At 70.6% G+C, this 11,416-nt stretch carries 8 protein-coding genes; 5 read left to right on the forward strand and 3 right to left on the reverse strand.

From position 1 onward, the window contains the following. Window position 1 precedes the first annotated feature (1 nt). Together pulA and ABZS66_RS13925 are read right to left on the reverse strand one after the other, a co-directional pair. Complete coding sequence (gene pulA / locus ABZS66_RS13920) at window positions 2–5,746, reverse strand: pullulanase-type alpha-1,6-glucosidase (protein ID WP_354757486.1); 5,745 nt, start codon at window positions 5,744–5,746, stop codon at window positions 2–4. 104 nt (window positions 5,747–5,850) lie between these two features. Next, entirely contained in the window at window positions 5,851–6,300 is a 450-nt protein-coding gene (locus ABZS66_RS13925) for a MarR family transcriptional regulator (protein ID WP_354757487.1), read from the reverse strand. An 84-nt stretch (window positions 6,301–6,384) separates the two neighbouring features. Between ABZS66_RS13925 and ABZS66_RS13930 the strand changes: the two genes are divergently transcribed. Both ABZS66_RS13930 and ABZS66_RS13935 read left to right on the forward strand, forming a co-directional pair. Next, window positions 6,385–6,726, forward strand: a complete 342-nt coding sequence (locus ABZS66_RS13930) for a PadR family transcriptional regulator (protein ID WP_354757488.1) — start codon at window positions 6,385–6,387, stop codon at window positions 6,724–6,726. Further along, window positions 6,723–7,205 carry a hypothetical protein gene (locus ABZS66_RS13935; RefSeq protein WP_354757489.1) on the forward strand — a complete coding sequence of 161 codons (483 nt, stop codon included), beginning with the start codon at window positions 6,723–6,725 and terminating at the stop codon, window positions 7,203–7,205. Before ABZS66_RS13930 ends, ABZS66_RS13935 begins: the two co-directional genes overlap by 4 nt. A gap of 34 nt (window positions 7,206–7,239) precedes the next feature. Here ABZS66_RS13935 and ABZS66_RS13940 read toward each other — a convergent pair whose 3' ends face one another. Next, window positions 7,240–7,584, reverse strand: a complete 345-nt coding sequence (locus ABZS66_RS13940) for a hypothetical protein (protein WP_354757490.1) — start codon at window positions 7,582–7,584, stop codon at window positions 7,240–7,242. Between the two features lie 587 nt (window positions 7,585–8,171). Here ABZS66_RS13940 and ABZS66_RS13945 point away from each other — a divergent pair. From ABZS66_RS13945 to ABZS66_RS13955, 3 genes are read left to right on the forward strand one after another with little or no spacing between them, the layout of a single operon-like run. After that, a complete protein-coding gene (locus ABZS66_RS13945; RefSeq protein WP_354757491.1) occupies window positions 8,172–8,720 on the forward strand; it encodes a hypothetical protein in 549 nt (182 codons plus the stop codon). A gap of 35 nt (window positions 8,721–8,755) precedes the next feature. Continuing rightward, complete coding sequence (locus tag ABZS66_RS13950) at window positions 8,756–9,208, forward strand: hypothetical protein (protein ID WP_354757492.1); 453 nt, start codon at window positions 8,756–8,758, stop codon at window positions 9,206–9,208. A 38-nt stretch (window positions 9,209–9,246) separates the two neighbouring features. Then, window positions 9,247–10,803 (forward strand): aldehyde dehydrogenase family protein, encoded by a 1,557-nt coding sequence (locus ABZS66_RS13955; RefSeq protein WP_354757493.1) that lies wholly within the window; start codon window positions 9,247–9,249, stop codon window positions 10,801–10,803. Window positions 10,804–11,416 lie beyond the last annotated feature (613 nt).

Here is an 11,416-nt window from a genome sequence, read left to right on the forward strand (position 1 = left end):
CCTACGCTCCCTCCACGAACACCGACACGGTCCGTGCGGGAACGGTGAACGATCCGTGAGCCCGGTCGAAGGTGGCCTGCCGGGCGGCCGGGTCGGCCGACGCCGCCTGGACCGGGTGCAGCGCGACCTGCGCACCGCGGTACGCGGCGACGGTCTGGGTGGTCGCGGCCGGACCGGCGTTGAAGACGACCACGATCGACTTCCAGTGCCCGTCGAGCCCGCGCGCGTCGAGCACCATGGTGATCACGCCGGGCGTGGCGCCGGTGCCCGACAGCGGGAAGCTCAGTCGCTGCTGGACCTGGGCCGCGGTACCGAGGGCGAAGGCCGCCGAGCTGGCCCGGATCCGCAGCAGCTCCTGGAATCGGACGGCCGCCAGGTTGACCGCGTCACAGCCGGGCACCAGGGCCGGATTCGCCAGCAGCGGCTGCGCGTACGGCCACTTGTCCTGATTGTCGGCGGCCGGTGGGAGGCCCGCCCCGAAGCCGTTGCCGTCGGTGCAGTCCCAGCGAATCTGGTTGAACCAGTCGCCGGAGTTGAACGAGTTGCGGTCCAGCGACTTCGACCGCAGCCGGTCCGAGCCCGCGGTGACGAACCCGGTGCCCTGGCCCAGCACCGCCGTCGACAGGGCGAGCACCTGGAGCCGGGCCCGCTGCTCGGCCGTCGTGTCCGTCGGCAGCTTGTAGGCCATCGCGTCGTACAGGATCTCGTTGTCGTGCGCGTCCACATAGGTCACCGCCTCCGACGGCGACCGCGTGTAGCCGGCCGGCGAGCCGTTGTAGTCGACCTGCGCGCCGGTCACCCGCTTGCCGGTCGAGTCGACGAACTCGTAGGCGGCCAGGTTGCCCGTCAGTCCGACCTGGATCAGGTCCTGGTAGTGCAGCAGGCGGGCGCGCTGCTCGGCGGCCGAGCCGTTGACCGGGTCGCCGTTCGGGTCGGTGTAGAGGCCGGTCGCGAAGCCCTGGATGCGGGGGTTGCCGTCGAATGGGCCGCCGCCGCGGACGGCGTCGCGAAGCCGGTCGTTGAACGTGCCGACGCCGGTGCCGGCCATGTTCGCCTGGGTCGCCTGCACGAACCGGGCGTCGCCGGCGACCTCGCCGAAGTTCCAGCCCTCGCCGTACAACAGGATCTTCTTCCCGTCGACCCCGTCCTTGGCGACGGTGAGCTGGTCCAGGGCGGCCCGCACGGCCATGATGTTGGCCTTCGGGTGGTGCCCCATCAGGTCGAACCGGAAGCCGTCCACTTTGTACTGCTTGGCCCACAGCACCACCGAGTCCACCACCAGCTTGCCCATCATCGCGTTCTCGGGCGCGGTGTTGGCGCAGCAGGTGGAGTTGGCGACGGTGCCGTCGTCGAGCAGCCGGTGGTAGTAGCCGGGCACGATCTGGTCGAGCACCGAGTACTGGTCGGTGCCGGCGGCCGTCGTGTGGTTGTAGACGACGTCCATGACCACGCGCAGGCCGGCGCCGTTGAGCCCGGCGACCATCTGCCGGAACTGCGTGATCCGCGCGGTGCCCTGCGGGTCGGTCGCGTAGGAGCCCTCGGGCGCGTTGAAGTGGAACGGGTCGTAGCCCCAGTTGTAGCCGTCGGTCCCGGCGATCTGCGCGATGCAGGCCTGCTGCTGGGTCGAGTCCGGCGGGAGCGCGGCCAGGTCGCACGGCGGCTGGGACTGGTCGGTCCGGATCTCGGGGATCGTGGCGATGTCGAACACCGGCAGCAGGTGCACGTAGGACGTGCCGGCCTGGGCCAGGCTGCGCAGGTGCTGCATGCCGGCCGACTGGCCCTGGGTGAAGGCGAGGTACGTGCCGCGCTGGTCGGCCGGCACCGTGTCGTCGCCGATCGAGAAGTCGCGGACCGACAACTCCTGGATCTGCGGCCGGTTCGGGGCCGGCGGCTTGCGCAGGGTGCCCCACCCGCCGGGGCGCAGCGCCCCGTCGGACAGGTCGGCGAACTGGCTGTGCGTACCGTTGGCCGACAGCGAGACGCTGTACGGGTCGGTGACGCTCGCCGTGGTCACGCCCTTGACCGCCGGCTGGTACGCGGTGACCCGGAACCGGTAGTACTTCCCCTTCCACGACTTGTCCCCGGTGACGCTCCAGACCCCGGTGCGCTCGTCGCGCTGCATGGTCTTCAGCTCCGCCGGCTTGTCCGGGGAGGAGAAGAGCTCCAGGGCAACCGTCTGCGCGGTCGGCGCCCAGACGCTCACCGACGTCCGGCTGCCGTCGAAGGCCGGGCCGAGCTTGGCGCCGAGCGCCGCGCCGTACAGGTCGTCGAGGGCACCCGCGACCTGCACGCCGGTCGCCTCGGTGACGTTGCCGTCGACGTCGCGCTCCACGGCCACGAGCTGCCCGCGCAGCGCCGCCGTGAACGCGGCGCGGTCACCCGCGACGTGGAAGCTCTGGTACGCCCAGAGGTGCGGGAACTTGGCCCGCTGCGCCTCGGTCAGGCTCCCCGGTACCGCGGTCATCGTCAGCTTGGTGCCGTTGCCGACGAGCTGGCCGTCGACGACCGACAGGCCGCCGGCCGGCGCCGACCACAGCTCGTAGCTGTGGCCGTCGGTCGGCCCGGCGCGCCAGGCGATCGTGTTGCGGTCCATCCAGACCGCCTTCTCCAGGTGCACGTCGGTGTCGGGCGTTCCCTGCTTCGGCATCGGCAGGAGGTACTTCTCCTGGCCGGAAAGGATCCAGACCTCGTGCCCGACGGTCACCAGGTCCAGGGTCTGGTCGGCCGGCAGGTCCTTCGCGTCGCCCTTGTGGACGATGTAGTTGAGCAGCGGCGCGTTGTCGACGAGCGGCACCTTGAACGTGACGCCGAACGCGTCGGTGCTCGCCGGCGGCAGCGGGCTGGACCACTCGGTCGGGCTCGCGGCGCCGTTCCAGACGTGCATCCCCCAGCCGTCGTAGTCGCCGGCCGGCCGCCGGTAGTGCAGGACCGCGGCGTGCTCGGCGGCGGCCCGGGTCGGGTGCACGATCGCCTCCCCGGAGCGGATCCAGGCCGAGCCCTGCTGGCTGGGCAGCACGGACTGGTCGGGGCCGGGGTCCTTGACGTCGCCCTTGTGCACGATGAAGTTCACCGGCTTGCTCGGGTCGGTCACCGGCACGTGCCAGACCGCGCCGAAGTCGTCGATCGCGTCCGGCGGGCGCGGGCTGGACCAGTCGGTGCCGGTGCCGGGAGCGAGTCCGTCGCCCCACAGGTGCAGGCCCCAGCCGGTGTAGTCACCGTCGGGCCGTCCATAGTGGACGTCAACGGTGCCGGTGGCGGCCGCCTGCGAGGTGTAGATGGTCGCGTCTCCCTGTTTGAGCCAGATCTCCGGCTGTTTCGTCGGGTCGATGAAGCGGTCGGCGGCGACGTCCTTGACCCCGTTGGAGTCGACCACCAGGAAGCCGACGTTCTTGGCCCCCGGCTTCAGCTTGACCCATGCGAAGCGCCCATACGAGTCCTCTCCGGCAAAAGGTGCACCATTCGGCCAGTTCATCGGGTCCTGAATGTCGCCCCACGCGTAGACGCTCCAGGGGTCGTACCCGCCCGCGGGCCGCTGGTAGTGCACGATCGCGTAGTCCGCGGACGCCACACCGGGCGGCGTTCCGACCTTCGTCTCCGACTTGGCTTCAGCGGTACGGCCAAGGCTGTCCCTGACCACGGCCTTGTACTCGAGCTTCGTCCCGGCGGGCAGGCCGTCGAGGTCGTGGTACACGGAGTACGGGCCGGCGTGGTCGGTGCCGAGCAGCGTCCACTTGCCGTTGCCGACCTTGGCGGCGAAGGTGACCGTGGCCAGCGGGTCGCCGGTGACGTCCGCGGTGACCTGGGCGGTCGTCGCCGGGTTGACCGGCGCCTTGAGCTGGATCGCGGGCCTGGCCGACGGCTTGGGCAGCTGGGTGCGCGCCTTGAGGACGATGCTGCTGAACGGCGGGATGCTCACCTCGACCGCGCCGTCGCCGGCGCTGGTGGTGAACGCGCCCGCCGTCGGGTAGATCCGGTCGAAGGTCGTGTTCACCATCGAGGTCGGGACCTTGACCGTCCGGGTACCGGTGCCGTTGTTCACCGCGACGACGTACTCGACGCGCTGCTGCGGGTCGATCCGGGAGAACGCGAACACGTTCTGGTCGCTGTAGCGCGTGACCTGGATGCCCTGCCTCAGCGCGGGGTGCTGCTCGCGGAGCTGGGCCAGGCCGGCGATCGTCCGGTAGATCGGGTGGTTCTCGTCGTAGTTCGCCGTGGCGTGCGTGCTGTCGGTGCCGAGCAGGTCGTCGTCGAGATAGTCGGCCGTCCTGCTCGGGAACATGTCCTGGCGGGCGTCCTTGTCGCCGCCCGGGCCGGTGAAGCCCTGCTCGTCGCCGGAGTAGATGACCGGCTGGCCGCGGGTGAGGAACATCAGCTCGTGGCCGAGCTGGTCGCGGCGCAGGTGGGTGGCCGGGTCGGTGCCGCCACCGGCGACGAACATGCCGATGCGGCCCATGTCGTGGTTGCCGAGGAACGTCGGTAGCGTCTGCGCGCTCGTGCCCGCCGACGTGTACATGTCGTCCTGCGCGTAGAGGTCGGCCAGCTCCTGCCCGGAGCCGCCGCGCGCGACGAAGTCGACCGCGGCCTGCTGGAACGGGAAGTCGAGGGTCGCCGGCAGCCGGCCCTTGCGGACGTAGATCGAGTCGAATGCCGGGTTCGCGTCGTACACCTCGCCGAACATGAAGAAGTCGGGCTTCTTCGCCTGCTGCGCGGCGCTCTGCACGCCCTGGACGAACTGGGGCCAGAACTCCAGGTTGACGTGCTTGGTGGTGTCGATGCGGTAGCCGTCGATGCCGGTGTCCTTGACCCAGTCCGAGTAGATCCTGGTCATGCCCTTGACGACCTCGGGGCGCTCGGTCCAGAGGTCGTCGAGGCCGAAGAAGTCGCCGTACTCGCTGTTCTCGCCGGTGAAGGTCGAGTCGCCGCGGTTGTGGTACATGAGCGGGTCGTTGAGCCAGCTCGGCTTCTTCACCGTCTTGTCGGCGTCACTCGGGAAGACCGGGGTGTACGGGAAGGACTGTGCGTCGACCGCGGGGAAGCCCTTGGAGCCGTCCGCGTAGTTGCGGTCGTCGAAGTTGTTGCCGTTCGCGTCCTGGTACGGGTAGTCCGTCTTGTCGCGGTACGAGTACTGGTTCTGCGCGTAGCGGATGACGTCGGCCGTGTGGTTGGTGATGACGTCGAGGTAGATCTTGATGCCCCGCTGGTGGGCCAGCTTGACCAGCCGCTTCAGGTCTTCCTTGGTACCGAAGTGGGGATCGATCTCGGTGAAGTCGGTGATCCAGTAGCCGTGGTAGCCGGCGCTGATGTCATTGCCGCTGCCCTGGACCGGCCGGTTCTTGAGCACCGGCGCCAGCCAGATCGCCGTGGTGCCGAGGTTCTGGATGTAGTCGAGGCGGTCGATCACGCCCTTGAGGTCGCCGCCGTGGTAGAAGCCCTTGTCCGCGGGGTCGTAGCCGGTGCTCAGCCGGTCGCCGGTGAGCCGCCCCTGGTCGTTGCCCGGGTCGCCGTTGGCGAAGCGGTCGGGCAGCACGAAGTAGAACTGCTCGGCGTGCTGCGCCTTGCCGCCTTCGAGCAGGCTCGCGATCGACGGCTCGTCGGCCCACTGCGGCACGCCCTGCTCGAAGCCGCTGGGCGCCTGCGCCGCGTCCGGCATGGTCGGGTTGCTCCCCGGGACGGCGACCAGCAGCGCCAACGCGGCGAGCGCGCCGAGGATCGTCCGGGACAGTTTCAGCGTGTGCTTGGAGGGCATGGCGGGCCTTCCTAGAGGACAGGGGCTGTCTCTTGGCAGGGCGCACGGTATCGACCGGAAATGATCCTTACAAGGCTTGACAAGCAGCTTCTACAGTCCCGGGGTCACTGCTTGAGCGTCTCGGCGATCTGCCGGCTGATGGTCTCGAGCTGCGCGACCTGGTCGGGGGTCAGCGCGTCGAAGAGGTGGGTGCGGACCGTCTCGACGTGGCCGTGGGCGGCCTCCGCCAGCGCCGTGAACCCCGCCTCGGTGAGGTCGGCGAACTGCCCGCGCTTGTCGTCGTCGCAGTCGCGCCGCTTGACCCAGCCCTTGCCCTCGAGCTTGGTGACGGCGTGGCTGAGCCTGCTCCGGGACGACCTGGTGAGCAGGGCGAGCTCGCTCATCCGCAGCGAGCGGCCGGGCGATTCGGACAGTACGACCAGAATCTCGTAATACGCGTGCGGCATGCCCGCGTCGTGCTGCAGCTCCCGGTCGAGCCGATCGAGCAGGAGCGTCGCGGCGGCGTAGAACGCGCGCCAGGCGCGCTGCTCGTCCGCATCGAGCCAGCGGGTCACCGCCCCATTTTTGCACGTTCAGAAAAGTCTTACCGCTACCGCCACGCTTGCAGCTACCTTGCGGCGCAAGGTAGCTTGTGGGGCATGGATGTGCCGGGCACATTGTCGACCGCTCTGCGGCGGGGCACGCTGGAGTTCTGCGTGCTGGCGCTGATGGAGCAGGAGGAGCAGTACGGTGTCGAACTGGTCCGCCACCTGGGCGCCGAGCGCACCCTGACCACGAGCGAGGGCACGCTGTATCCGCTGCTGGCCCGCCTGCGCCGGCAGGGCTGGGTGGAGACGACCTGGCGGGAGTCGCCGGCGGGTCCGCCTCGGCGGTACTACGCCCTGACCCCCACCGGCCACTCCGCGCTGCGCCACTTCCGCGCCGAGTGGACGGCCTTCCGGGACACGGTTGACCGAATTGTCGGGACGGGACTGAAATGAACACCTACGATGACCTGGTCAACGACTACCTGCGGGCCGTCGAGCAAGCCTCGGCCGGCATCCCGGCCAGCCGCCGCGAGGAGCTCCTCGCCGACCTGAGCCAGCACATCGCGGCCAAGCGGGCGGAACTGTCGCCGGAGACCGAGGTCGAGGTCCGCTCGATCCTGGAGTTGCTGGGCGACCCGTCCGACGTGGCCGCCGAGGCGATGCTGGACAACGACCCGGCGCTGCCTGCGCCACCGATCCAGATCCAGCCGGGCAAGAAGCTGGGGGCGCTGGCCTGGGTGCTCCTGACGGTGGCCGCCGTCTCGACGCTGTGCGTGGCCGCGGTCCTGGTGGGCGTGTTCTTCTTCGCCTGGAGCGGCTCTTCGAGCGGAGACGTCCCAGCCGCGCCGGGTTCCCCACAGATCCAGGAGCCGACGATGCAACCCCCGTCGTCACCGTCGACCCAATCTCCCCCAACCCCGTCCACGACCTGACCGCGCCGCCATGATCGTGGGAAACATTTGGCTGTCATGGCGACCAGATGTTTCCCACGATCATGGCGGCGCGGCCCTTGATCACGATCTCGGCAACGAGATGCGAACGCCCGCCCGCCGCTGGTCGTGGGGCTTCATGATCGACGGCGAGTTCTGGTCGCCATGACAGCCGGAAGTCTCCATCGATCATGAAGTCAGGCGCGTTGATCGCGACTTCCGCGCGCACGGCGCAGCCGGGCCCGCGGGCCGCGAGCAGCCGGGGGCCGGCAACCGACTGATGCACGGTCAACTTCGTGCACGGCGCGACGACCGCAAGACCCGCTACCACCGCACGGCGTGCGAGCGTCCGGCGCGGCCGGAGGTCGCGGGTTCTTGCCACGACGGCGATGGCAGCGTCCGTGGCGCCGGGGCGAATGCACCGGCGGCACGAGCGGTGTCTGGCGGGAGCGATGGTCGCGCCTTGCACGGACCCGAGTCCCAATATCCTTCTGGCCAGCTTGGACAGCGATCCCGCGGGTCATCGGCTGGGGCCGACCCGGTCGGGCGTTGCCAACTCCGCTTCAGGGCGTCAGTGCGGCGCAGCCCGGCCCGGAGGCGCTTGATCCCTGGGCGACTGTCCCCTCGGCCCTCGGCCCTCGGCTCAGAGCGGCTCGGGGTGGCTCGGGGTGGCTCGGGCGGCTCGTCGGTGAGCGAAGCGGCCGCGAGGCCCGGCGAGACCTCGCGGCCGCGGCTCTGTTCGGCACCGCCGAGCGGGCCGCGCCGAAGCGCAGCCGCCCGACGGCCGACGCCCGCATCGCCCCGTTCCTCCCCAATCGATGCGGACGTGTCAACTTCCCCCCGATCGCGTGTCGGCCACCCGATCGCCCCCTTGTGCAACGCCCCCCACCAGGTGCGTCCAGATCAGCGTATCTAGACGTCTAGGTTCGCGCAATTGTTGATTTGGGGAATTGTGGATAACCTTGCGGCGTGCGGGGTCGCCTGTTTCCAGTCGCTGAGGACTGGTATGAGTGGCGCCAGGACGATCCGCCGCTGGCCGGCACGATTCAGGTGCGCATCGGCGTTGGTGCGGGCGGGCGACTGGTGCTCACCGGGCTGCGCATCGAAGGCACCCCGAGCGCAGAGTTGCTGCGGGCAATCCCCGTCGGCCGCATCGAGGCGGCCGCCAATGCGCAACTGGCCGTGGTGGACGCGCCCCTCGGTATGGCACCCGTCCTGAACACCCGGGCACGACCCGTCATGCCGCCCATGGCCTCGGACGTGGGCTGGGAGATGATCGAGCCGGCGCTCGCCGTCGCGCGGGCCGCTCCCTCGGCGGCCGTGCGCCTTCGAGGGCGGCCCGACGTGTTCTATCGCGAGGTCGCCGACGTGTATCTCAACTTCGCGCAGGCCTCGCCGCGGCCCGCGTGCGACCTGGCCGACCAGCACGGCGTTCCGGTCAGCACGGCGCACCGGTGGGTGAAGGAGGCGCGGCGGCGGGGGTTCCTGCCGCCCGGACGGCCGGGCAAGAGCGGCTGATCGGCGGGCGTGCATGGCCCCGGTAAGGTGGGGCTGTGTCGATCGACGACGCGTTACGCGCGAAGGTTCGCGGGCTGGTCAGCGACTACCTCGGCGGTCAGCCGGTGCCGGCCGACCTGACCGCGGCGCCGGCCGCCATCCGCAGCGGGACAGCCGTGCTGTACCTGCGGCTGGTCCACAACGACCCTCCGCTCGTGCGGGTGTTCTCGCCCCTGCTGCGGAAGATCGAGTGCTCACCGGAGCTGCTCGCGGAGCTCAACGAGCTCAACGGCCGGCTCAACTTCATCCGGCTCTTCTGGCGCGACCAGTCGGTAATCGCCTCGACCGAGCTGCTCGCGGCCACGCTGGACCCGATCGAGCTGTCCAACGCGTGCGACTGGCTGGCCGACGCCGCCGACTACTACGACGTCCGGCTGCATGCGCAGTTCGGCGGCGAGCTGGCGTTCGCGCCGCCGCCCGCCTCGGCGCACCCCGCTGACGCGCCCTGACCCGCATTTCGTCGTACCCGCGGTTCAAGATGTATCCCATGAACCGCGTCATCGTCTCCACCGTCGGCGGGCAGCCGGTCACCCCGCAGGATCGCCGCGCGCCCTCCATCAACCCGTCCCGTCTCGACGACGTCGTGGCCGAGGTCGCCCTGGCCGACGCCGAAACCTTCGTGGCCGCGTGCCGGTCGGCCCGGGAGGCGCAGAAGGCCTGGGCCGAGGTGCCGGCGCCGGTGCGCGGGCGGGTCGTGGCCAACCTCGGCCGCCTGGTCGAGGCCAACTTCGAGGCGCTGTCCGCGCTGGTGACCCGCGAGGTGGGCAAGACGCTCACCGAGGCCCGCGGCGAGGTGCAGGAGATCGTCGACACCTGCGACTTCTTCCTGGGTGAGGGCCGCCGGCTCTACGGGCAGACCGTGCCCAGCGAGATGCCCGACAAGCAGCTGTTCACCTTCCGCGTGCCGGTCGGCGTGGCCGCCATCGTGACGGCCGGCAACTTCCCGGTGGCCGTCCCGAGCTGGTACATCGTGCCCGCCCTGCTGTGCGGCAACGCCATCGTCTGGAAGCCGGCCGAGTATGCGGCGGCCTGCGCGGACGCGTTCGCGGAGCTGATCCGGCGGGCCGGCGTGCCCGACGGCGTGTTCGACGTGGTCCACGCCGACGGGCCGACGACCTTCGAGGGGCTGGAGGCCGGCCTGCGGGAAGGGCTGATCGACAAGATCGGGTTCACCGGGTCGTCGGAGGTCGGCGCCCGCGTGGGCGAGCTGGCCGGGCGCCACCTGCAGAGCGCCTGCCTGGAGCTGGGCGGGAAGAACCCGCTCGTGGTGACCGAGGACGCCGACCTCGACCTGGCCGTTCACGGCGCGCTCTTCTCCGGGTTCGGCACCGCCGGCCAGCGCTGCACCTCGCTCGGCACGCTGATCGTGCACGACAGCGTGCTGGAGGAGTTCGAGCGGCGCCTCGAGGACGCCGTCCAGGGCGCCGTCGTCGGCGACCCGACCGACCCCGCGGTGCTCTTCGGGCCGCTGATGAGCGAGCGTTTCGCCGAGCGCTACGAGTCGTATCTCGACTGGATTGAGCCCCACCACCGGGTCTCGGGCTCCGCCGGGGTCGGGCGCATCACGGCCGCCAACCCGCGTGCGGGCTTCGTCGGCGACCCCACCGCCGGGCTGTTCTACCACCCGGTCCTGGTCCACGGGGTGCGCCCGGAGGACAAGGTGTTCCAGCAGGAGACGTTCGGGCCGATCGTGGGCATCGCGCGGTACTCGTCGCTGGAGGAGGCGATCGAGCTGGCGGACGCGCCCGGGTATGGGCTGTCCGCCGCCATCTACACGACCGACCCGCGCAAGGCGTTCGCGTTCCGGCGGGGCACGCGCGCGGGCATGGTCAGCATCAACAACTCAACGTCGGGCGCGGAGGCCCACCTACCGTTCGGCGGCAACGGCCGCTCTGGCAACGGCAGCCGACAGTCGGGCGTGTGGGTGCTCGACCAGTTCACCCGCTGGCAGTCGATGAACTGGGACTACTCGGGCCGGTTACAGCGCGCGCAGATGGACACGGTGACGATCGCGCCGGACCTGGATTATCGGCTCGGGCAGTAGCAAAGGGGACATACGCTGCTAGTTCCTCCTTGGGGGTCAGCCGCGCCCGTTGCCGGGTGATCCCGAAACGGCGGAACGAAATGATCCTTCTGGACGGCCGGTCGCGCGACCGGCGGACAGCGATGCGGTGGGCGGCGCTCGTGACGCCCACCGCATGCGGAGCGATCGCCGTGCCAGCGGCCGCCTTCGCCGCGCCGGCCACCACCGGCGCCGCCGGCGGCACGTCGGCCACGGAACGGCAAGGCGGTCGGTCAGGCGTCCGCGGCCGGCAAAGCGGACGCGGACTCCTGCGCGAGCAGGAGGTCGGGCGCGGACGGGAAGGAGTGCCGACGTCGGGCCTGGACCCGCTGATGTTGCGAGCCGGAAGTCGGACGCGAAGGTGATCGCGGGCCGAGAGTCGGGCACGGACGGGAAGGCCGTCGCGGGCGATCGGGCGGATGCCAGGCGCGGCTCGCAGGTCAAGGGGCATCCCGGACGACGCCGTTACGGGCCCGCCGATCATGGCCATGCTGCTGCTCGGCATAGCCACGGTCCTGGCGGGCGGCACGCTCCTGCTGGCGACCAGCGCGGGGCCGCCGCGGGCCGCCGCGGGCCGCCGCGGGCCGCCGCGGGC

The organism is Dactylosporangium sp. NPDC005572, from assembly GCF_040605515.1.
In the GTDB taxonomy this organism is placed as follows: Bacteria; Actinomycetota; Actinomycetes; order Mycobacteriales; family Micromonosporaceae; genus Dactylosporangium.

What these genes read in the sequence shown, in the direction of transcription:
- pulA (WP_354757486.1), bottom strand. Translation starts at nt 5,746, where the DNA reads ATGCCCTCCAAGCACACGCTGAAACTGTCCCGGACGATCCTCGGCGCG.
- ABZS66_RS13930 (WP_354757488.1), top strand. Translation starts at nt 6,385, where the DNA reads ATGGATGTGCCGGGCACATTGTCGACCGCTCTGCGGCGGGGCACGCTG.
- ABZS66_RS13935 (WP_354757489.1), top strand. Translation starts at nt 6,723, where the DNA reads ATGAACACCTACGATGACCTGGTCAACGACTACCTGCGGGCCGTCGAG.
- ABZS66_RS13955 (WP_354757493.1), top strand. Translation starts at nt 9,247, where the DNA reads ATGAACCGCGTCATCGTCTCCACCGTCGGCGGGCAGCCGGTCACCCCG.